Origin of the sequence: Streptomyces atratus, from assembly GCF_900119365.1 — a bacterium.
GTDB lineage: Bacteria > Actinomycetota > Actinomycetes > Streptomycetales > Streptomycetaceae > Streptomyces > Streptomyces atratus_B.
Genome location: NZ_FPJO01000037.1, coordinates 26,076 through 48,284 on the forward strand (window position 1 = coordinate 26,076; position 22,209 = coordinate 48,284).

The 22,209-nt window shown below is 69.8% G+C and carries 16 protein-coding genes; 5 read left to right on the forward strand and 11 right to left on the reverse strand.

Annotated features, from left to right (window positions below; all coding sequences use genetic code 11):
* Window positions 1-36 precede the first annotated feature (36 nt).
* Entirely contained in the window at window positions 37-630 is a 594-nt protein-coding gene (locus BT364_RS34775) for a protein kinase domain-containing protein (protein WP_107408386.1), read from the forward strand.
* 81 nt (window positions 631-711) lie between these two features.
* Here the strand turns inward: BT364_RS34775 and BT364_RS34780 are convergent, their stop codons facing one another.
* Window positions 712-5,706: an NAD-glutamate dehydrogenase gene (locus BT364_RS34780; protein ID WP_072489195.1), complete on the reverse strand. Its 4,995-nt coding sequence runs from the start codon at window positions 5,704-5,706 to the stop codon at window positions 712-714.
* 390 nt (window positions 5,707-6,096) lie between these two features.
* Here BT364_RS34780 and BT364_RS34785 point away from each other — a divergent pair, with 390 nt between their 5' ends.
* Window positions 6,097-6,666 (forward strand): DJ-1/PfpI family protein, encoded by a 570-nt coding sequence (locus BT364_RS34785; protein WP_072489196.1) that lies wholly within the window; start codon window positions 6,097-6,099, stop codon window positions 6,664-6,666.
* A gap of 22 nt (window positions 6,667-6,688) precedes the next feature.
* Here the strand turns inward: BT364_RS34785 and BT364_RS34790 are convergent, their stop codons facing one another.
* Window positions 6,689-7,360 carry an HAD family hydrolase gene (locus BT364_RS34790; protein ID WP_072489197.1) on the reverse strand — a complete coding sequence of 224 codons (672 nt, stop codon included), beginning with the start codon at window positions 7,358-7,360 and terminating at the stop codon, window positions 6,689-6,691.
* 91 nt (window positions 7,361-7,451) lie between these two features.
* Window positions 7,452-7,958, reverse strand: coding sequence for a DUF6912 family protein (locus tag BT364_RS34795; RefSeq protein ID WP_072489198.1), 507 nt, complete (start codon window positions 7,956-7,958; stop codon window positions 7,452-7,454).
* A 291-nt stretch (window positions 7,959-8,249) separates the two neighbouring features.
* Here BT364_RS34795 and BT364_RS34800 point away from each other — a divergent pair, with 291 nt between their 5' ends.
* Window positions 8,250-8,678, forward strand: coding sequence for an Rv3235 family protein (locus tag BT364_RS34800; protein WP_072489199.1), 429 nt, complete (start codon window positions 8,250-8,252; stop codon window positions 8,676-8,678).
* Between the two features lie 439 nt (window positions 8,679-9,117).
* Here the strand turns inward: BT364_RS34800 and BT364_RS34805 are convergent, their stop codons facing one another.
* A complete protein-coding gene (locus tag BT364_RS34805) occupies window positions 9,118-9,654 on the reverse strand; it encodes a putative immunity protein (protein ID WP_072489213.1) in 537 nt (178 codons plus the stop codon).
* 588 nt (window positions 9,655-10,242) lie between these two features.
* The gene (gene secA / locus BT364_RS34810; RefSeq protein ID WP_072489200.1) at window positions 10,243-13,065 is read right to left on the reverse strand and encodes a preprotein translocase subunit SecA; all 2,823 of its coding nucleotides are present in this window, start codon (window positions 13,063-13,065) and stop codon (window positions 10,243-10,245) included.
* 240 nt (window positions 13,066-13,305) lie between these two features.
* On the opposite strand from secA, the gene BT364_RS34815 reads away from it, so the two are divergent.
* Window positions 13,306-13,617, forward strand: coding sequence for a GNAT family N-acetyltransferase (locus BT364_RS34815; RefSeq protein ID WP_072489201.1), 312 nt, complete (start codon window positions 13,306-13,308; stop codon window positions 13,615-13,617).
* 54 nt (window positions 13,618-13,671) lie between these two features.
* On the forward strand, window positions 13,672-14,847 hold the full coding sequence (locus tag BT364_RS34820) for a winged helix-turn-helix domain-containing protein (RefSeq protein WP_072489202.1): 1,176 nt from the start codon (window positions 13,672-13,674) through the stop codon (window positions 14,845-14,847).
* Window positions 14,848-14,865: 18 nt separating this feature from the next.
* Here the strand turns inward: BT364_RS34820 and BT364_RS34825 are convergent, their stop codons facing one another.
* The 6 genes from BT364_RS34825 to mtrA form a co-directional block, all read right to left on the reverse strand.
* Window positions 14,866-15,621 carry a response regulator gene (locus BT364_RS34825; RefSeq protein ID WP_072489203.1) on the reverse strand — a complete coding sequence of 252 codons (756 nt, stop codon included), beginning with the start codon at window positions 15,619-15,621 and terminating at the stop codon, window positions 14,866-14,868.
* A gap of 185 nt (window positions 15,622-15,806) precedes the next feature.
* Window positions 15,807-16,496 carry a ribosome hibernation-promoting factor, HPF/YfiA family gene (gene hpf, locus BT364_RS34830; protein WP_072489204.1) on the reverse strand — a complete coding sequence of 230 codons (690 nt, stop codon included), beginning with the start codon at window positions 16,494-16,496 and terminating at the stop codon, window positions 15,807-15,809.
* Window positions 16,497-16,818: 322 nt separating this feature from the next.
* Complete coding sequence (locus tag BT364_RS34840; protein WP_072489205.1) at window positions 16,819-17,544, reverse strand: ComF family protein; 726 nt, start codon at window positions 17,542-17,544, stop codon at window positions 16,819-16,821.
* Window positions 17,545-17,638: 94 nt separating this feature from the next.
* The gene (locus tag BT364_RS34845) at window positions 17,639-19,504 is read right to left on the reverse strand and encodes an LpqB family beta-propeller domain-containing protein (RefSeq protein WP_256260354.1); all 1,866 of its coding nucleotides are present in this window, start codon (window positions 19,502-19,504) and stop codon (window positions 17,639-17,641) included.
* The gene (mtrB, locus tag BT364_RS34850; protein WP_177328359.1) at window positions 19,494-21,518 is read right to left on the reverse strand and encodes an MtrAB system histidine kinase MtrB; all 2,025 of its coding nucleotides are present in this window, start codon (window positions 21,516-21,518) and stop codon (window positions 19,494-19,496) included. Before mtrB ends, BT364_RS34845 begins: the two co-directional genes overlap by 11 nt.
* Before the next feature lies 1 nt (window position 21,519).
* The gene (gene mtrA / locus BT364_RS34855) at window positions 21,520-22,209 is read right to left on the reverse strand and encodes a two-component system response regulator MtrA (protein WP_187438793.1); all 690 of its coding nucleotides are present in this window, start codon (window positions 22,207-22,209) and stop codon (window positions 21,520-21,522) included.

Below are 22,209 nucleotides of genomic sequence, written 5' to 3' on the forward strand. Positions count from 1 at the left end.
GGGAGGGGCGATAAACTCCCCTGCCGCACCACGGGGTTGCGCTCGAACCGCTCAGGGGGCACATGCAGGACGGCGTACCGCGACCGCTGCGGGCGGACGACCCGCGGGAGATCTCGGGCTACGTTCTGCGGGCCCGGGCTGGACGCCGTCCACGCCGCCGGGGTCATCCACCGGGACATCAAGCCCGGCAATCTGCTGCTCGCCGCGAGCGGCCCCTGGCTGCTGGACTTCGGGATCGCGCGGGCGGCCGGCGCCCTGACCCTCACCACGGCGGGTCGGCTGATCGGCAGCCCGAAGCACATGTCGCCCGAGCACGCGCTGGGCCGGGGCCTCACCCCCGCGTCCGATGTGTTCGCGCTCGGGCTGCTGGCCGCCGAGGCCGCCACCGGGCAGCATCCGTACGGCCGGGGCCACGGTCTCGCCGTCGCCGCCCGGATCGCGGGCACCGACCGCGAACCCCCGCGCCTGGACCATCACCCGCAGCCGCTGCGGCAGTTGCTCGAAGGCTGTCTGGCCGCCCGGCCCGAGGAGCGCCCCGCCGCCCGTGAGGTCGCCGGGCTGTGCCGGGAGGCGCTCGGCGGGGACGGCGGACCGGGGCCCGGACGCGGCGGCGAGATCCGCATGTACTGACGCGGGGCCCGCGCACATCCCGGCAACGCGAAGGGGAGGCGGCCACCGGAAGACCCGGCGGCCACCTCCCCTCTCGACCGGCTACGCGTGCGTACGGAGCAGGGTGCGCATCGTCCGCATCGCCACCGACAGGTTCGCCAGGTCGAACGCGTCCGAGCCCTGGATCTCCTCAAGGGTGGAGCGGGACCGCGTCAGGATCGCCGCGTTCTTCTCCTCCCAGGCCTGGAACCGCTCCTCCGGCGTCGAGGTGCCGTTGCCCACCGACAGCACGTCCGCGGTGAGCGCGGCGTGCGCGGCGTACAGGTCCTCGCGGATGGAGGCGCGGGCCATGGACTGCCAGCGGTCGGCCCGCGGCAGCTCGATGATCCGGTCCATCAGCTGGGTGATGCCCAGCCGGTCCGCGAGGTCGTAGTACACCTCGGCGACGGAGAGCGGGTCCTTCCCCGTGCGCTCCGCGATCGCCACGATGTCCAGCGCCGGGAAGGCGGAGGAGAATCCGGCGACCCGCTGGGCCAGCTCGCCCGGCACGCCCGCCTCGGTGAGCTCGTCCAGGATCGACTGGTACCACTCCAGGTCGGCGCCCATCAGCATCTTGGGCAGCTCGGCCCAGACCTGGTCGACGCCCGCCTTGAAGAAGTCGATCGTCGCGGCGATCTCCAGCGGCTGCGGCCGGTTGCCGAGCAGCCAGCGCGAACCGCGCTCGACGAGCCGGCGCGAGTGCAGCCGGATCCGGGTCTGCACATCGGCGGCGACCTCGTTGTCGAGCGCCTCGACGGCGTCCCACACCTGGCCGAGGCCGAAGATCTCGCGGGCCGCGAACTGCGCCCGCACGATCTCCTCGATCGAGGCGCCGGTCTCTTCCCGCAGCCGGTGCAGGAAGGTCGAACCACCGCTGTTCACGGTGTCGTTGACCAGGACCGTGGTGATGATCTCGCGCCGCAGCGCGTGCCCGTCGACCGCCTCGGGGAACTGCTCGCGCAGCTGCTCCGGGAAGTAGGCGTGCAGCAGCTTCTGCAGGTGCGGGTCGTCCGGCAGGCTGGTCCGGATCAGCTCCCGGGCCGCGGTGATCTTCGTGTACGCGAGCAGCACGGCCAGCTCGGGCTGGCTGAGCCCCCTGCCGGCGTTGAGCAGCTCACGGATCTGGCGGTCGTTGGGCAGGAACTCCAGACCGCGGTCGAGGTCCCCGTCCCGGCCCAGCCGGCGCATGAAGCGCTGGTGGGCGTGGAGCAGCGAGGGGGACTGGGAGGTGGCGTTGGCGAGCGCGACGTTCTGCGCGTAGTTGTTGCGCAGCACCAGACGGCCGATCTCGTCGGTCATCTCGGCGAGCAGCTTGTTGCGCTGCTTGACGGTCATGTCGCCGTCCCGGACCAGGCCGTTGAGCAGGATCTTGATGTTCACCTCGTGGTCGGAGGTGTCCACACCGGCGCTGTTGTCGATCGCGTCGGTGTTGATCCGGCCGCCGCCCCGGGCGAACTCGATCCGGCCGAGCTGGGTGGCGCCGAGGTTGCCGCCCTCGCCGACGACCTTGGCCCGCAGGTCCTCGCCGCTGACCCGGATCGCGTCGTTGGCCTTGTCGCCGACGTCCGCGTTCGACTCGGCGGAGGACTTGATGTACGTACCGATGCCGCCGTTCCACACCAGGTCCACGGGGGCCTTGAGGATGGTCTGCATCAGGTCGGCGGGCGTCATCTTGGTGACACCCGGCTCGATGCCGAGCGCCTCGCGGGTGTGCGCGTTGATCGGGATGGACTTGGCGCTGCGCGGGTGGACGCCGCCGCCCGCGGAGAGCAGGTCCTTGTTGTAGTCGGCCCAGGAGCTGCGGGGCAGCTCGAACAGACGGCGGCGTTCTGCGTACGAGGTGGCGGCGTCCGGGGACGGGTCGATGAAGATGTGCCGGTGGTCGAAGGCCGCGACGAGCCGGATGTGCTCGGAGAGCAGCATGCCGTTGCCGAACACGTCACCGGACATGTCGCCGACGCCGACGACGGTGAAGTCCTCGGTCTGGGTGTCGTGGCCCAGCTCGCGGAAGTGCCGCTTGACGGACTCCCAGGCGCCGCGGGCGGTGATCCCCATGCCCTTGTGGTCGTAGCCCGCGGAGCCGCCGGAGGCGAAGGCGTCGCCGAGCCAGAAGCCGTACCCGACGGCGACCTCGTTGGCGATGTCGGAGAAGCTCGCGGTGCCCTTGTCGGCGGCGACGACCAGGTAGGTGTCGTCCTCGTCGTGCCGGACGACGTCCGTGGGCGGCACGACCTCGCCGGCCACCATGTTGTCGGTGATGTCGAGCAGCGCCGAGATGAAGGTGCGGTACGAGGCGATGCCCTCGGCCATCCAGGCGTCACGGTCGACAGCCGGGTCCGGGAGCTGCTTGGCGACGAAGCCGCCCTTGGCGCCGACCGGCACGATGACGGTGTTCTTCACCATCTGCGCCTTGACCAGGCCGAGGATCTCCGTACGGAAGTCCTCGCGCCGGTCCGACCAGCGCAGACCGCCTCGGGCGACCTTGCCGAAGCGCAGGTGCACACCCTCGACGCGCGGCGAGTAGACCCAGATCTCGAAGGCCGGGCGGGGCGCCGGCAGGTCCGGGATGGACTGCGGATCGAACTTCATCGAGACGTAGCCGTGCGGCTTGCCGCTGTCCGAGCGCTGGAAGAAGTTGGTGCGCAGGGTGGCCTTGATGACGGTGAGGAAGGACCGCAGGATGCGGTCCTCGTCGAGCGAGGCGACCTGGTCCAGGGCCCCGTCGAGCTCTTCGAGGAGGCCGTCGATCAGCTCGGTGCCGGCGTGCTGCCGCTCCGGGGACATCCGGGCCTCGAAGAGCGAGACCAGCAGCCGGGTGGTGTGGACGTTGTTGCGGAGCGTGCTCTCCATGTAGTCCTGGCTGAACGTCGACCCGGCCTGGCGCAGGTACTTCGCGTAGGCGCGCAGCACCATCGCCTGGCGCCAGCTCAGACCGGCGCCCAGCACCAGCGAGTTGAAGCCGTCGTTCTCGGCCTCACCGGTCCACACGGCGGCGAAGGCGTCCTGGAAGCGGTCGCGGGCGTCGTCGGCGAGGTAGTTGCCGTTGCCGTTGGCCTGCGGCAACCGGAGCCCGAAGTCGTAGATCCAGGCGTGCGTACGGTCCGCGCAGCGCAGCTCGTACGGACGCTCGTCGACGACCTCGACGCCGAGCCGCTGGAGCGCCGGGAGCACGGCGGAGAGGGAGACCTGCTCGCCGGTCCGGTAGATCTTGAAGCGGCGCTCGCCGGGGGCGGCGCCGACCGGCTCGTACAGGCTGAGGGCGAAGTCGGTCCCGTCCTGCTTGAGCGCTTCGAGGTGGACCAGGTCGGCCACGGCGGAGCGCGGCGTGTGGTCGGCCTTGTAGCCCTCGGGGAAGGAGTGGCCGTACTGGCGCAGCAGCTCGGCGGCGCGTTCCTCGCCGCACTCGGCGCCCAGGGCCTCCTGGAAGCCGTCGGCCCAGGAGCGGGCGGCCTCGACGAGGCGGGCCTCGATGCGGTCGGCCTCGGTATCGGTGAGGTCGGGCAGCTCGGTGCCGGGTGCGACGCGGACGACGAAGTGCAGCCGGGAGAGGATCGACTCGGTGTTCCAGGCGGTGAAGTCGACGCTGGTGCCGCCCAGCTCCTCCTTCAGGATGTCGATCAGGCGCAGCCGCACACCGGTGGTGTAGCGGTCGCGCGGCAGGTAGACGATCGCGGAGTAGTAGCGCCCGTACTCGTCCTGGCGCAGGTAGAGCCGCAGCCGGCGGCGCTCCTGGAGGTACAGCACGGAGGTGACCACGGAGCGCAGCTGGTCGACGGGCGTCTGGAAGAGCTCGTCGCGCGGGTACGTCTCCAGGATCTGCAGCAGGTCGCGGCCGTCGTGGCTGTTGGGCGAGAAGCCCGCGCCCTCCAGCACCTCGGCGACCTTGCGGCGGATGACGGGCACCCGGCGCACGGACTCGGTGTAGGCGGCGGAGGAGAACAGTCCGAGGAAGCGGCGCTCACCGATGACGTTGCCGTCCGCGTCGAACTTCTTCACGCCGACGTAGTCGAGGTAGCTGGGGCGGTGGACGGTCGAGCGGCTGTTGGCCTTGGTGAGGACGAGGAGCTTGCGCTCGCGGGCCTTGGCCCGGGCGTCGGCGGGCAGCCGGTCGAAGGACGGGCTGACCGGGTGCGCCTCGTCGACGCTGTGGTGCGGGTCGGAACGCAGGATGCCGAGGCCGGTGCCGGGGACGGCGGCCAGCGAGTCGGTGTCCTTCAGCTCGTACTCGCGGTAGCCGAGGAAGGTGAAGTGGTCGGCGGCGAGCCAGCGCAGCAGCTCCCTGGCCTCGTTCACCTCTTCGTCGCCGAGGCCGTCGAGCGGCTCGCCGGGCAGGTCGTCGGCGATGCGCAGCGCGGCGTCGCGCATCTTGTCCCAGTCCTCGACGGTCTCCCGTACGTCGGACAGCACGCGCAGCAGGTCGGCGGCGATCTGCTGGAGGTCGGCGCGGTCGGTCTCGCGGTCGATCTCGACGTGGATCCAGGACTCGACGAGCGCGTCGTGCGGCAGCTCGCTCTTCTTGTCCTCGGCGCCCTTGCGGTCTGCGGCGATGCCGTTGCCCTCGGCGAGGACCTCGATGAGCTTGCCGGTGACGTCGCGGCGTACGACGACCTGCGGGTGGATCACGACATGGATGCCGCGCCCCTGCCGGGACAGCTCATTGGTGACGGAGTCGACCAGGAACGGCATGTCGTCGGTGACGACCTCGACGACGGTGTGGCTGCACGTCCAGCCGTTCTCCTCGACGGTCGGGGTGTGCACCCGGACGTTCGCCGTGCCCTGCGGGCGCGTCTCGGCGAGCCGGTAGTGGGAGGAGGCAGCACCGAAGACGTCCACCGGGTCGCGGCCCGCGATGTCCTCCGGAGCGGTGTGCAGGTAGTAGCGCTGGAGGTAGGAGAGGAGCACGTCCTGCCCGGGACGCTCCTGCCCGGCCCCGGCGGCCGCAACATGCACCCGGGAGGTACCTCCCGGGCCACCGACACCACCGCCCGGGCTGTTGTCAGCTACCTTGGCGGCCCGTGCGAGCAGCTCGGCCTTGGCTTCGTCCAGCTTGGTCTGCATGTCCTCTGGCTCCTGTCGCGCGCCGTTGCGAGACGTAGGTGAAAAAGACGACGTACCGCCACGACACGGGGTTTCCGGTCTGAGTCGACGCTATGCCGCTATGAGAGACGCCCGGGACCATATTGGCCATTTTTGGCAGTCGATCCGGGCTGCGGGAATCAGCGAAGGCCCGGGTGCGGTGGCACTCCGGGCGCAGGCCGGGGGCTTCACTGCCCCCGAGGCGTATCGCGCTGATCACGGGGTCCAGGCTATATCGCCTGCCCCCATGACCGTCACGAGCCGTTTGTGTACAAAGATGAGCCCGAACTTTGACACTCTGGACAGCGCGCGGGTCCGTATTGCCGCACTCTGGTAGACGGAAACAGGCCGACGAACCGTGGGAGCCCCGCCATGGCACCGAAGATCCTGATCGTCACCGGCGACGCCGCCGAGTCCCTGGAAGTCCTCTATCCCTACCAGCGGCTGCGCGAGGAGGGGTACGACGTCCACATCGCGGCCCCCGCGCGCAAGACGCTCCGCTTCGTGGTCCACGACTTCGAGCCCGGCTTCGACACGTACACCGAGAAGCCGGGCTACACCTGGCCCGCCGACCTGGCCTTCTCCGAGGTCGACCCCGGGGACTACGTGGCGCTGGTCGTCCCCGGCGGCCGGGCGCCCGAGTATCTGCGCAACGACGCCGAGCTGCGCAAGCTCCTCAAGGCCTTCTTCGACTCGGACCGGCCGGTGGCCCAGATCTGCCATGGTCCGCTGATGACAGCGGCGGTCGGCGCGCTGGCCGGCCGGCATGTCACCGCCTATCCCGCGCTGGAACTCGACATGCAGACGGCGGGCGCCACCTTCGAGGACCACGAGGCGGTGGTCGACGGCACCCTGGTCTCGTCCCGGGCGTGGCCGGACCACTCGGCGTGGATGCGCGAATTCCTGAAGATCCTCCGTACAAAGGCCCCGGTGACCACCTGACGTTCCCCCGTCGGGTCCTCCCTCACCCGGCGATCTGCTCGGCAAGCTGCGCAGCCTCGGCCAGACTGTCCACCACCGGCACCCCGGCCGCCTCCAGGCTGGCCCTGCTGTGCGATCCGCCGGTGTAGAGCACCGCCTTCGCACCGACGTGGGCCGCGGCCACGGCGTCGTCCACCGCATCGCCGATGACCACTGTGTACTCGACGGATATCCCGTCCAGCGCGGCGATGTGCCGCTCCATGTGCCGGGTCTTGCTGCCGCCGGACGGCCCGGTGCGCCCGTCGACCCGTACGAAGCGCCGCTCTATGCCGTACCCCCGCACCACGTGGACCAGCTGGTCGTGCCCGTACATGCTCAGGAGGGACTGGCTGCGCCCGGCCAGCTGCCACTGCGTGAGCAGCTCCTCGGCACCCTCGGTGAGTCCGCAGGCGGCCCGCTGCTCGGTGTAGTACTGGTGGAAGATCCCGTCCATCCGCTCCCACTCGGCCTCCGTGGGCAGCCTGCCCATCAGCCGTTCGTAGAAGCGGGGGATCGGGATGCAGTACATCTCGCGGTACTGCTCAAGCGTGATCGGCTCCAGGCCGACCTCGCCGAACGCGGCATTCGTCGCGCCGACGACCGCTTCGTTGTCGTCGAGCAGTGTGCCGTTCCAGTCCCAGACCAGATGAGTGCGGTGCTTCCCATGCGTCCCCATGCATAGAAAGTACCCGCCGCCTCCGACACCCGTTCGGACTCTCCCGGCTTCGGCTTCGGCTTCGGCTTCGGCTTCGGCTTCGGCTTCGGCTTCAGCCGATCAGGTTCGGAATCTCCTGGATGCCGAACCACAGCAGCTCGTGGTCCTCGGCGCCGTCCACGGTGAACTGCGCGTCGTCGTCCCCGAGGTCCGCCGCGCCCAGCGCCGCGGCCGCGGCCGTGACGTCCTTCGTCGCGTCGTCCCCGTCGACATGCACCGCGGCGGCCTTGGCGAGCGCCACGGGAGCGGCGATCCGCACCTCGCCGAGCGAGGACGGGTCGAAGCTGTGGTCCGGGTCCGCGACGGCCGCGCCGTCCGGCACCTCGACGGCCACGACGACGCGCCTGCGGACCGCGTCGGGGTTCTGCGCGATCATGCGGAGCGAGGCGGAGGCGGCCCGGTTGAGCGCCGCGTACTCCAGCTCCTCGATGTCGTCCGAGACGTACCACTCGCGCAGCGCGGGGGTCACCGCGTAGGCGGTGAGCGGACCGGGGCCGATCTCGCCCGCCCGGTGCGCCGCTGCGAGACCGGACAGGGTCAGAGGGACGTACACGCGCATGGCCGGGTCGCTTTCGTAGTCGGAAACGCCCTCAGGATACGTGTGACGTCCCCCTTTGGGGTCACGTGCACCGATACCGCTCCGTCCACCCGGCAACCGCCCCTCACCCTCCCCATGCCCGCCTCACGCCCCGCCCGGTGCCGGACACATCACCCGGATAGGTGATTCCTCCCGATCGCTCCCGGCGCCCTGCCGGCGCTTGCGGCCGCCTCGGCCGTGGCCGTAGAAGGTCCACAGCAGAAGTTACCGCCCGGTATGAACCGGGCCTCTGAAGCACGGGGGCGATGATCGATGAGCACGAACAGGACCCGGCCCACTGGACGACGCGACCAGCGCAGGCCCGAAGCCGTACCACCGCAGCGCACACGGACTCCCCGGCGCGTACGCCCGCACCACTGGTTCGCCGAGCGCCTCCTGGCGGTCCTGAGCGGCCAGCGCCCGGTGCACTGGATGCTCGGCCACACCATCGGCGAGGCCTACGACCAGCTGGCCGAGCTGGCCCCCCGCACCCCGCTGAGGGCCCGCGGCGCCCGCCCCGTCATCCGCATGTGCCACGGCGCCCAGCCGGCTCCCGGGGTGGTGGAGGCATGCGCCAGCATCGCGGCGGGCGAACAGGTACGGGCCATGGCCTTCCGCCTGGAACAGGGCACCGACCTCCGCTGGCGCTGCGCAGCAGTGGAACTCGGCGACGAACACCTACGCCCGTCCCCAGCCCGCTAGACCCCGGATCGGTCAGGCCGGGGCAGGAGAGTGTGACGGGAGGCAGAAACCGAGGCCGACCCCGGAGGCCCGCACCACGCGTCTCCGACCCCGGACCCCACTCAGTCCCGCCCCGGCCCTCACCAACCCCCTCCAGGCCCGCCCCCAGCCCCTCCTGCCCCTTCCCGGCGCCTGGTCCGCCACCGCTGGGTCATCGAACGACCGAGCCGGCCCAAGCCCGCTGTGTCGGTGGCAACCCATAAGGTCCGCGAAACGTCTCCGAGGAGGAGTTCCCGTGGGGTTTTCGGGTCACCTGGTCGCCCGTGGCCAGAGTCCGCTGCTGGAAGCACCCGAGTTCGACGAGGCTGTGCGGCGCAAGCGTGCGGAGCTCGAAGTGGATGTTCCAGCCGACCCGAACGCGCCCTCGTCTGGGCTGCAGCGGGCGCAGGGGTGGTCTGCTCTACGGTGTCCGAAGCGAGCTGTCCAAGGCCTTCATCAGGTGCGCGACGCGGCTCTTTCCGATGGGGGCGAGGGGGTATCGGCCGAGAACGTCGATCAGCACAGGCGTAGCGCGCTGACGCGCTTGCTGGATCAGCGCGTCTCCCACGGCGGGATCATCGCCTGCGCAAAGCTCGGCTGCCCGCGCCGAGCTTGCGGTCGCGCGCAGGATGTGGCCAACCTGGGTCGCCTGCGCAAGAGGGTGCAGGTACGCAGCGGATGCCGCGTCGCCCGCAGCACGCGCAGCATGCCTGGCGGCTTCGCTGGCGGCAGCTTTTGCCGCGCGGTGCGCATCCAGCGAGGCAACGCGCTGCAGCTTTGTTCGTGGAGCGCCGTTCGCGAACGTCCATGCAGCTTCGACGGCAGCGCGAGGCCGCGCGTCTTCGGGATGAGCATCCTCGAAGATCGCAAGGACTTCCTGTGCGCTCTCGACTGCGTAGCGGGCCACGACCCGCAGTTCGCACATGGTCAGCTCGAAATCGCCTGGTCCAATTGGCATGCGCTCCATTCTGGCCGGTGCGCCGACGCCTTTCCCCCGCCCGAAAGCCGGCCTGCACGGCCCCCTGCCGCCTCTCCGCCCTTCCCAGCACCCCCGGACTCCCACACTCCCGCCCCCCGTCTCAGACCGCCCCGGCTGCCCGTCCACCCCGGCCTAACGGCCTCTCCGCTTCTTTCCCCGGCCCCTTCCTGGCCTTCCCAGCACTCCCGCGCCCCAAGCCCCGTTCTCAGCTCCTCACCTCCCCAGCCCGCTCTGCCCACCGCCCGCCCCCTGCCCACGAGGCTCTGCCCGGCCCTTCAGCCCCTCCGGCGTTTGAGGAGCGGGGTCCGGGGCAGAGCCCCGGTTTCGGGAAGGGGCGGGGAGGGGAACAGCCCCTGCCCACCACACACGCCGAGCAAGCCCACCCACCCACCGCCGCCCCCGCCCCACACCACACGCGCCACAAACCAAAAGCCGGGGCCGGACGCCCAAACCACGCGCCCGACCCCGGCTAGAACCCACCTACAGCCCGACCACCGCACCGACGTCCAAAGACGTCACTGGCACCCGCGCCTCCTACCGCCGTAGCTACCGCTCGGCTGCCTCTTGCTACTTCTTACGGCGCCGCCCGCCCCCACCGCTCTTCTGGGCCTTGCGCCGCTCCGCCCGGGTCAGCCCGTCGGACTCGGATCCCGTCACACCGTCCCCGTTGGAGAAGTCGCCCTCGACGACCCCGCCCTCCCCGTCCACCGTGGGAGCGGAGAAGTGCAGCCGGTCCGGCCGCTGCGGAGCATCGAGCCCCTTGGCCCGGATCTCCGGACGTGCCGCCGGCACGGCGTCCTCCTTGGCCAGCGAGGTCCGCTCGGCCGCCTCGTCCTGCACCGGCACTTCCTCGACCTGCTGCTCGACCTGGACCTCCAGGTTGAACAGGTAGCCGACGGACTCCTCCTTGATGCCCTCCATCATGGCGTTGAACATGTCGAAGCCCTCGCGCTGGTACTCGACCAGCGGGTCCTTCTGCGCCATGGCACGGAGGCCGATGCCCTCCTGGAGGTAGTCCATCTCGTAGAGGTGCTCGCGCCACTTGCGGTCCAGGACGGACAGCACCACACGCCGCTCCAGCTCACGCATGATGTCCGAGCCGAGCTGCTTCTCGCGCTCGTCGTACTGCTCGTGGATGTCGTCCTTGATGGACTCGCCGATGAACTCGGCCGTGATCCCGGCCCGGTCGCCGGCCGCCTCCTCCAGCTCGTCGACGGTGACCTTCACCGGGTAGAGCTGCTTGAACGCGCCCCACAGCCGGTCCAGGTCCCACTCCTCCGCGAAGCCCTCGGCGGTCTCCTGGCGGATGTAGTCGTCGATCGTGTCGTCCATGAAGTGGCGGATCTGGTCCTGCAGATCCTCGCCCTCCAGGACCCGGCGACGCTCGCCGTAGATGACCTCACGCTGCCGGTTGAGCACCTCGTCGTACTTCAGGACGTTCTTCCGCGTCTCGAAGTTCTGCTGCTCGACCTGCGACTGCGCCGACGCGATCGCCCGCGTCACCATCTTGTTCTCGATCGGCACATCGTCCGGCACATTGGCCATCGACATGACGCGCTCGACCATCTGCGCCTTGAACAGCCGCATCAGGTCGTCGCCGAGCGACAGGTAGAAGCGGGACTCGCCCGGGTCGCCCTGACGGCCGGAACGACCGCGCAGCTGGTTGTCGATACGCCGCGACTCGTGCCGCTCGGTGCCCAGGACGTACAGCCCGCCGAGCTCCTTGACCTCGTCGAACTCCGCCTTGACGGCCTGCTCGGCCTTCTCCAGCGCGGCGGGCAGCGCGGCCGCCCACTCCTCGACGTGCTCGACAGGGTCGAGGCCGCGCTGGCGCAGCTCCGCCTCGGCGAGGTCGTCGGGGTTGCCGCCGAGCTTGATGTCGGTGCCTCGTCCGGCCATGTTCGTCGCGACCGTGACCGCGCCCTTGCGGCCGGCCTGGGCGACGATCGTCGCCTCACGGTCGTGCTGCTTGGCGTTGAGGACCTCGTGCTGGACACCGCGCTTGGAGAGCTGCTGCGAGAGGTACTCGGACTTCTCGACCGAGGTGGTGCCGACGAGGATCGGCTGCCCCTTCTCGTGCTTCTCGGCGATGTCGTCGACGACCGCCGCGAACTTCGCGACCTCGGTGCGGTAGATCAGGTCCGACTGGTCGGCACGGACCATCGGCCGGTTGGTCGGGATCGGCACCACACCGAGCTTGTAGATCTGGTGGAACTCGGCGGCCTCGGTCATCGCCGTACCGGTCATGCCGGAGAGCTTGTCGTAGAGGCGGAAGAAGTTCTGCAGGGTGATCGTGGCAAGGGTCTGGTTCTCGTCCTTGATGTCCACCCCTTCCTTCGCCTCGATCGCCTGGTGCATGCCCTCGTTGTAGCGGCGGCCGGCGAGGATACGGCCGGTGTGCTCGTCGACGATCATGACTTCGCCGTCGATGACGACGTAGTCCTTGTCCTTCTTGAAGAGTTCCTTGGCCTTGATCGCGTTGTTGAGGTACCCGACGAGCGGGGTGTTCACCGACTCGTAGAGGTTCTCGATACCGAGCCAGTCCTCGACCTTCGAGACACCGGGCTCGTGGATGGCGACGGTCCGCTTCTTCTCGTCGACCTCGTAGTCGCCGGTCTCCTCGATGCCCTTGAGCGGGTTGCCCGCCTCGCCCTTGGTCAGCCGCGTGACCAGCTTGGCGAAGTCGCCGTACCACTTGGTGGCCTGGTCGGCCGGGCCGGAGATGATCAGCGGCGTACGGGCCTCGTCGACGAGGATCGAGTCGACCTCGTCGACCACGGCGAAGTTGTGACCGCGCTGGACGAGCTCGTCGGCCGACCACGCCATGTTGTCGCGGAGGTAGTCGAAGCCGAACTCGTTGTTCGTGCCGTACGTGATGTCGCAGGCGTACTGCTCACGGCGCTGGGCCGGCGTCATGTTGGCGATGATGCAGCCGACGGTCAGGCCCAGGAACTTGTGGACGCGGCCCATCAGTTCGGAGTCGCGCTCGGCCAGGTAGTCGTTGACCGTGATCAGGTGCACGCCCTTGCCGGAGAGCGCATTGAGGTACGCCGGCAGGGTGCCGACCAGGGTCTTGCCCTCGCCGGTCTTCATCTCGGCCACGTAGCCGAGGTGGAGGGCTGCGCCGCCCATCATCTGAACGTCGTAGTGGCGCTGTCCGAGGACCCGCTTGGCGGCCTCACGGACGGTCGCGAATGCCTCGGGGAGCAGGTCGTCCAGGCTCTCGCCGTCCGCGTACCGTTCCTTGTACTCGTCGGTGAGCGCCCGCAGCTCGGCGTCGGAGAGGTTGACGAAGTCCTCTTCGATGGAGCTGACCTGGTCCGCGATGCGGTGCAGTTTGCGCAGGATCTTGCCTTCGCCTGCACGCATGAGCTTGTTGAAGACGGACACTGAGGCTGGTCTCCTTGCCGGTCGGGCCTGGCACTGGGTCGTGTTATGGACTCTGGCGCGGGCACGGCAGGTGGGCCCCACCGCAACGGCCATCGTAAGCGAGGACCCCGCCGCGCAGGGAGTGCTGCCGCCCCGTTGGCCCCGCCGTTCCCTCACGAGTCAACGGCCGGAGAGCCCCGAAGGTGCCGGGAAGTCCGAAAAGTGTTCGCTTCACGCACGCCACCTCACCAGAATCCGTACATGGAGCCGATCACCCTCACCAACGACCGTCTGCTGCCGCGCCCCTTCACCGGCGGCGACACGGACGCGATCCACGCCGCCTGTCAGGACCCGGCCATCCAGCGGTGGACGGTGGCGCCCTCCCCGTACAGCCGCGCCGAGGTGGGCAACATCCCCTCGCGTGCCGTGGCGCCGAGGACGGGGTTCCGGATGGAGGGCGAGCAGTGGTCGGGCCTGCTCAACAAGGGAGTACGGCGCGACTCCTGGATCGGCGCGCTGCTCCCTTCCGATCTCGGCCTGCCCGGCACCCACGCCTGTCTGCCGGCCCCCTGACGGACTCCACGACTCCCCGGCCGGATGTCAGTGGCTGCCTCTAGGGTGCGGGGCATGACGTCTGTGCCGCCTCCCGCCGCTGAACTCTCCGCCGACCAGACGCGCAGGATCGCCCTGCGCGCCCAGGGCTTCCTCGGCGCTCCGGACCGTCGGGCCGGGGTTCCCGGTGTGCTGCGGCATCTCGGCGCCGTACAGCTCGACACGATCTCGGTGCTCGCACGATCGCACGAGCTGATTCCTTACGCGCGCCTCGGCGCGGTCGGCCGACGCACCGTCGAGGAGGCGTACTGGTCGGGCGGCCGCACCTTCGAGTACTGGTCGCACGCGGCCTGCATCCTGCCGGTCGAGGAGTGGCCGCACTTCGCCTTCCGCCGCCGCGCCTACCGCTCGCGCCCGCACTGGCACCACGACCTGCCGGACGGCGCGTACGACACGGTGATCAAGCAGCTGCGCGCCGAGGGCCCGCTGACGGCGACGGAGCTGGGCGGCGCGAAGAACGGCGGCGAGTGGTGGGACTGGTCGGCATCGAAGGTCGCCGTCGAGCGCGCCCTGATGTACGGCGAGGTGGTGTGCACCGAGCGCCGCAGCTGGAAGCGGGTGTACGACCTCGCCGAGCGGGCCCTGCCCGATGCCGTGCTGCACGACGATCTGGACGACACCGAGTGCCTGCGCCGGCTGGTCGCCCTCGCGGGGCAGTCCCTGGGGGTGGGCACCCGGGCGGACATCGCGGACTACCACCGGCTGAAGGGTGAGCAGTTCGACGCGGTGGTGGCGGACTCCGGACTGGTGCCGGTGACGGTGCGGGGCTGGGCGAAACCGGCCTGGGCGGACCCCGCGGCGCTGGCCTCGGAGCCGCGCGGGCGGCATCGTACGACGCTGCTGTCGCCGTTCGACTCACTGGTCTGGGAGCGGGCACGCACCGAGCGGATCTTCGGTTTCACCCACCGCCTGGAGGCCTACGTCCCCAAGCCCAAGCGGGTCCACGGATACTTCGCGATGCCGCTGCTGGCGGGCGGAAAGCTGCAGGGCCGCGTCGACCCGGCGCGCGAGGGCAGCGCGCTGGTCGCCCGGCAGGTCTCCTTGGCAGACAGGAAGGCCGTGGTGCCGATGGCCGAGGCCCTGGTGGAAGCCGCGTCCTGGGTCGGCTGTACGGATATCCGGCTGGAGCGGGTCGACGCGCCGGAACTGCGCGGACCGCTCACTCAGGAAATCGCCCGCGCCCTGGCCTGAGCCCGCGTTCGCCCGCCCTCACCTGATCTCGAGGATCTTCTCCCGCATGGCATAGACCACGGCTTCCATCCGGGAGTGCAGCTGCAGCTTCTCCAGAATGTTGCGGACGTGGTTCTTCACGGTGTTCTCGGAAATGAACAGTTCCTTCGCGATATCGCGATTGTTCATGCCCGTTGCAACGAGTTTGAGGACTTCGAGTTCCCGGTCGGTGAGCCGGGGCGCGGGTACCAGTCGGCGCTCGTCGGTCCGCTGGATCATCGACTTGAACTCGGTGAGCAGCTTGGACGCCATGGAGGGGCTGATCTGGGACTGCCCGTCGGCGACCGCGCGAATGGCCGTGGCCACTTCGTCCGTGGAGATCTCCTTGAGGAGATAGCCGGTGGCGCCGGCCTTGATCGCGTCGTAGAGGTCGGCCTCCTCGTCGCTGATCGTCAGCATGATGATCTTCGCGCTGGGGGCCACCTCCTTGATGGATGTGCAGGCCTCGATGCCGCCGCGCTTGGGCATCCGTACGTCCATCAGCACGATGTCGGGGAGCAGATCGGCGGCCTTGTCGACCGCCTCCGACCCGTCACCCGCCTCTCCGACGACCTGGATGTCCTCCTCCTGGGCGAGGACGATCTCCAGGCCTCTGCGGAAGAGCGCGTGGTCGTCGACCACGAGGACCCTGATCGGCTCCTTGCGGAAACCACTGTCCATGTCCGCGCCGGTGCCGGCTCCGGCGATCTCGTCGGGATCATTCGCATCGCGCATGGGCCCGAAGGTGTCCGCCATCGTTCCTCCCCCTGAAGGCCGTGGCCTGAAGTTCACATACTGTCCACCAACGGCAGTTCACAGAGCACCGGTTGGCTTGGAACGCCATGATTCCATGCCTGGACGACGAAGCGGTGATCCCGTGGTCGCACGCGGGTGCCCCTGGGGGCGCACAGGCACTCCAGGGGCACCGCGGAAGCGTGGCGTCAGCCGCCGAGCGCACCGCCTGCGCCGCCCGCCTCGTCGGCGGCCAGCGGGTCGGTCCTCAGGTGGATGACACCGTAGTCATAGGCATGCCGTCGGTAGACGACACTGGGTTCCTTGGTCTCGGAGTCGACGAACAGATAGAAGTCGTGCCCGACCAGCTCCATCTCGTAGAGCGCCTGGTCGAGCGACATCGGTGCGGCGACATGCGTCTTCTCGCGCATCACCAGCGGACCCTCGCCCTGAACCTCCAGCGAGCCGAACCTGGTGGTGGGCACGGACTCGGCCGACTCATTGGCGATCAGGTCGCCCTCGCCGTTGAACGACGCCGCACCCGGCACGGTCTCGGCGACCTCGGCAGCGGGAATCCGGCCATTGCCACGACGGCTGTAGCGCTTGTCGTGCTGCTTGCGCAGCCGCGCCTCCAGCTTTCCGGTGGCCAGGTCCAGCGCTGCGTACGGGTCGCCTGCGGCCGCTTCCGCCCGGATGACCGGACCACGCGAGCGGAGCGTGATCTCCACCCGGTCGGAACGGTCGGCCTGACGGGGGTTCGGCTCCTTGGACACCTCGACGTCGAGGCTGATCACCTTGCCGTCGAACTTCTGGATCTTGTCCAGCTTCAGCTTCTCGGCCACGTGCTTGCGGAACCGCTCGGGCACCTCGGTCTTGCGGCCCTTGACGACGATGTCCACGCAGAACTCCGTTCCCGGATCGCTCCGCTCAGGGGCGGAGCATCTCCCTTTTGCACCAGGCCCCGGTGACAACCGGAGCCGCGGACTCGGTGACTTCCACCTCCTCCTCCCCCATCGGTGAGGTCTCCACCCCACCGAATTTCCAGCCTCTGGACTACTGGTGTGTTGCCTGCCCGAAACCTGGTGGTGCATTCATCGAGGTCTGGCATTCACCATTCCTCACAACCGAACATAGCCTGCCTGGCCGGATGTCGGCACCCGCTACTCGCGCGTACCTCCGTTCGGGCTGTTTTCGCCACTCACTACCTGCAACGATGCAAGTTCACTGACAGTTCCGGTTTATTTCGAAGGCCGAGGGAGAGACTGCGACAACGGCCGCCCGACCGCTGCCAGGAGCGCGCGCGTGCCCGCACGCCGCCCCCACCGCCCGGGCCGCCTCGGCGAGCGAGGCCCCCGTCGTCAGAAGGTCGTCCACCAGCACCACCCGTCCGGCCGCAAGCAGCCGCTCGCCCCCGGCCACGACCTCCAGCGCCCCCGCCAGATTCGCCTGCCGCTGACGGGCTCCCAGCCCCGCCTGGTCGGCCACCGCGCGCCGCTGCCGGAGCACCGCGACCACCTGGGCCCGGATGCCGCCGCATCTCAGCTCTCCCGCCGCGGCACGCGCGATCCGGCGCGTCGGATCATGTCCCCGTGCCGCCACCGCCCGCCGCGCCGACGGCACCGGCACGAGCAGCAACGGGCCGACACCACCTACATGCCCCGTCCCGGCCCGCACGGCCCCCGCCAGCGCCTTGCCGAGCGCCCCGGCCAGCCCCAGCTCACCCCGCTCCTTGTGAGCCAGCAGCGCCGCACGTACCGCGTTCTCGTACGCGGCGGCCGCGTACACCACCGGCAGGCCCACGGGCTCCGGAACGGGCCGCACCCGGCGCGGCATCCCGCCGTGGAGCTCCGCACGGCATTCCTCGCACAACTGCACGCGCGGCCTGCCGCAGCCGCCGCAGGACACCGGCAGCACCAGGCCGGAGATCTCCCGCCACCACCCCCGCATCACTCCACTGTGCTCTTCCCGGCGCGAGCGGGCCACCCCTGTGGAAAACAGCAGGCCACCCCTGCGGAAAGCGCGGAACGGGCCTTGCGGCGCCTCAGCCCGGGTAGACCAGCGACGAGCCTTCCTTGACCACCGTCTGCCAGTTGTCGCCAGGCGACAGCTTCACGATCCCGTCGCTGGACGTGGCCGCCATCAACGGAAGCTGCTCGTCGTCCGCCGCCGCGACCGACGACACCTGGTTCACGCCGGGCAGCACACCCGACGCGGACGTCGAACCGTCCGCCTGCACATAGCGCACCTGCTGGACGCCGCCCTGCTCCTTGCCGACCACCACGAGGCGGCTGCGGCCCGACCACGACATCGCGGTCACATCCGTCAGCTGCGGCGCCGCCTGACGCAGCTCCACCACCGACACCTGCTGCTCCGACGCCGGCCCGCGCCGCTCGATCCGGCCGATCTTCAGCGTGGTGCGTTTGTCCTGGTTCACCAGCAGGGCTATCCGCACTCCGTCCGCGGACATGCGCAGCGCCTCGATCCGCCCGCCGCCCAGATCGGGCACGGCAACCTCCTGCGGCTTGCCGGTACCACCGGCAAGCCGCAGCAGTCTGGTGTTGCCGGGATCCCGGTCGGCCACCCACAGGTCGCCCCGGCCGTCCCAGCTCGGTGTCGACAGACGGTTCTTCACGTCGTGGGCCCCGCTGGTCACCGAGGCCGCGGGAAGCTCGCCGTCCGAGACGATGGACGACACGTAGAGAGACGCCCCGTCGCGCGAGACCGCCGCCGCCGACTGCTCGTCCCTGGCCACACCGACCGTGCCCATCTGCACCGGTCCGTCACCGAACGGGCCGGTCACCGCCTCCGGGGCTCCGCTTCCCTTGGTGCTGCCGGGAATTCGTTCCACATGTCCCTTGGCATCGATGAAGTACTGGCTGTCCGGACCGCTCGACGAACCGTCAGGCGCGAACTCCTCCGCCTGGTCTGCTCCGAGCAGGCACAACGGGGAGCCGTCTGAGCGCTGCAGCTCGATCTGCTCGACCCGTGCGGACGTCAGATCCCTGAGGGTGTAGAGGATCTGCGAGGCCATCATGCGGCAGGAACGCTGCCCGACGCCGTCCGCCTTCTTGTCGAGCGGGACCTTCAGTACGTTGCGGTCGTCGGGCGCCAGCGAAGTGACCCCCTTCTTCAGCGCCGTACCGGGAGGAAACCGGGACGCGACCACCGGCCGCAGCCAACTGGTCGGCCCCGCAAGGAGGCTGCGCACGGACTGCGTCACGGTGTCCATCCCCGTGACGGGGTCCGTGCGGCTGCGGAGATAGACGGGGTCGGCGACGAGGGTCGACTGCACCTCGGGCCGCCCCGTCGCGAAGTAGTACTTGTTGACGGAGCGGTAGAGGCGCTTGAAGTCGGACTGCCCGAGCAGAAGACCGTCCGGCACCAGGTCGATCCGCCACTCCTTGCCGTCCGGCCCGTTCTCCTTCACCAGGTGCAGGGTCTGGTTGTAGTCGGTGGGCGCGAGCGGCTGGTAGGCGTTCTGGGCGTCGACCGTCGCCACCTTCTCACCGGTCAGGGTGTAGGTGACCTCGGTGATGTTGCGGTCGCTGTCGCGCAGAGGGCGGTCGTTCCTGTTCGGCGCCTTGGTGAGCACGGTGGTGAACGCGTTCGGCTTCCACGTCTCGGCCGCCTTCTTCGTCAGGTACTGACGGGTCGTCCTGAAGCGCGGGTCATCACTGGTCATGGACTCCAGGAAGCCGTCGACCACCTCGTTGGGCGTGGCGTTGTCACGCGGCGCGACGGCGTACACCTGCACCTGGGAGTCGCCGGGCTGCGAGGCGTCGACGGCCTTGACGTCCCCGGTGACGGGCATCGAGCCGCACGCGGACAGCAGCACCGTGCCGCATCCGAGCAGCGCGAACAGCCCCAGCACCCGCCCACGGCCGTCCCTGCGACGGTCAGTGCCCACGATTCGTGTCCCCCCGCTCCGGGCTCTGCGCCCCGGTGTCGAATTCGCCGCCCGGCCGGTCCTCGGCAGGGCGCGCGACCACCCGTGCGCCGCTCCCCGGAAGGGCCGCCGGATGCACCGAGGCCGGCGCTGTCCGCGGAGCCACAGGAACACGGGACGGTACGGGCAGTGCGGGCCGGTCACTTCCGCCGGGCTGGGACGGCACAGCCGTCAGCCGGTGCTCGCTCCCGGTCTTCGGCGCGGCCGGGACCCGCTCACGGCTCTCCCGGTTGCGACGGGAGTCCTCGGGTTCCAGCGGTATCGGCGATCCGCGCAGCGGCTCGTCCGCCGTACGCGGCAGAGTCAGCCGGAACTGCGAACCGCCGCCGGGCTCGCCCCATGCCTGCAGCCACCCGCCGTGCAGCCGGGCGTCCTCCACCGCGATGGAGAGCCCGAGACCGGTACCGCCGGTCGTCCGCGCGCGGGCCGGGTCCGCCCGCCAGAAGCGGTTGAACACCCGCGTCGCCTCGCCCGGCTTGAGCCCCACTCCGTAGTCCCGGACGGCCACGGCGACCGCACCTCCGGCCACCCCCATCCGCACCACGACGTCCCGGCCCTCACCGTGTTCGACAGCGTTGACCACAAGGTTGCGCAGGACGCGCTCGACGCGCCGCGCGTCGGCCTCCGCGATCACCGGCTGCTCGTCGCCGACCACCCGGATCCGGGTGCCCTTGCGCTCGGCCAGCGGCTCGGCCCCGCCGATCACCCGTCGTACGACCTGCCGCAGATCTATCGGCTCCGCCTCCAGCGCCGCGGCGCCCGCGTCGAACCGGCTGATCTCCAGCAGATCGGAGAGCAGCGACTCGAACCGGTCGAGCTGGTCCCCCAGCAGCTCCGCCGAGCGCGCCGTCACGGGGTCGAAGTCACTGCGGGCCTCGTGGATGACATCGGCGGCCATCCGTACGGTCGTCAGCGGCGTCCTCAGCTCGTGGGAGACGTCGGAGACGAAGCGCCGCTGCATCCGGGAGAGCTCCTCCAGCTGCTGGATCTTGAGCTGCAGGTTCTGCGCCATCTTGTTGAAGGCCTCGCCGAGTCGGGCGATGTCGTCCTCGCCGGTGACCTTCATCCGTTCCTGGAGCCTGCCGGCGGAGAGCCGCTCGGCAATGCCGGCCGCCATGCGTACGGGAGTGACGACCTGCCTCACCACGAACCAGGCGATGGCCCCGAGCAGCACGACCACGAAAAGCCCCGCGGTCGCCAGCGTGCCCTTGATCAGCGTCAGTGACTTCTCCTCCTGTGTCAGCGGGAAGAGGTAGTAGAGCTGGTACGGATTGTGGTCGATGTCGTAGAGCCGCTTGCCCACGACAAGTCCGGGCTGCGGGTCCTGCCCGTTCGCGTACTGGATCTCGGAGTACGTCTGGAATGCCCCGGGCCCCTTGTTCACGGCGTCCCGCAGGCGCTGCGGAATGCTCACCGCCTCCACGCTGCCCGAGCCGCGCGGGGCACGCGTTCCCTCGTCGGCGCTGAGCGCCACCACGTTGAAGGCGTTCTTCCCGCCGCTGGCGAGCTGGTCGACGAGCTCGGTCCGCCAGGAGTTGTTGGCAGTGGTGCCGTCCGTCGTGTCGCCGCCCTGACCACCTGGGGTGAGTGGAGCGTTCGCCTTCTCCTGCGCAGCGGCGAAACCACCGGCCGCCTGCGTCTGGGCGGCTTTGCCCTTGGCCTCGAGCAGGCCGTTGCGCACCTGCCCGATCACGACCAGCCCGAGGAGCAGCACCACACCGAGCGACATGAGCAGCGTGCCCGCGACAACCCGCAGCTGCAGGTTGCGCCGCCAGAGCCTTACGGCGGGCAGCAGCGGACGCCGCACCCAACGCATCAGCAATCGCGGCACAGGTCCGCCGGGCGCCCGGTCGTGGAACAACCGGCCGCCCTGCAGAAAGCGCCCGATCCGGAACACCCTGTGTCCCGGACCGGCAGCCCGCTCCGCACGGGCTCCCGGCTCCCCGGGCTGCGGAGCAGCGCTACTCGGGGGCATGTCAGCTCGGTCCGGCCTTGTAACCGACCCCTCGGACGGTCACCACGATCTCCGGCCGCTCCGGGTCCTTCTCGACCTTGGAGCGCAGTCGCTGGACATGCACATTCACCAGCCGGGTGTCGGCTGCGTGGCGGTATCCCCACACCTGCTCGAGCAGCACCTCACGGGTGAAGACCTGCCACGGCTTACGGGCGAGCGCGACCAGCAGGTCGAACTCCAGCGGAGTGAGGGCGATCGACTGCCCCTCCCGCTTCACCGAGTGACCGGCCACATCGATGACCAGGTCCCCGATGGCCAGCTGCTCCGGCGCCGGTTCCTCGGACCTCCGCAGACGTGCCCTGATCCGGGCGACCAACTCCTTAGGTTTGAACGGCTTGACGATGTAGTCGTCGGCCCCGGACTCCAGACCCACCACCACGTCAACCGTGTCGCTCTTGGCAGTGAGCATGACGATCGGCACACCCGACTCGGCCCTGATCAGCCTGCAGACCTCGATGCCGTCCCTACCGGGCAGCATGAGATCCAGCAGGACCAGGTCCGGCTTGGCCTCACGAAATGCGGCAAGTGCCTTGTCGCCGTCCGCTACGAACGACGGCTCGAACCCTTCACCACGCAGCACAATCCCGAGCATCTCGGCCAGTGCGGTGTCGTCGTCGACGACAAGGACGCGTCCCTTCATAATCGACATCAT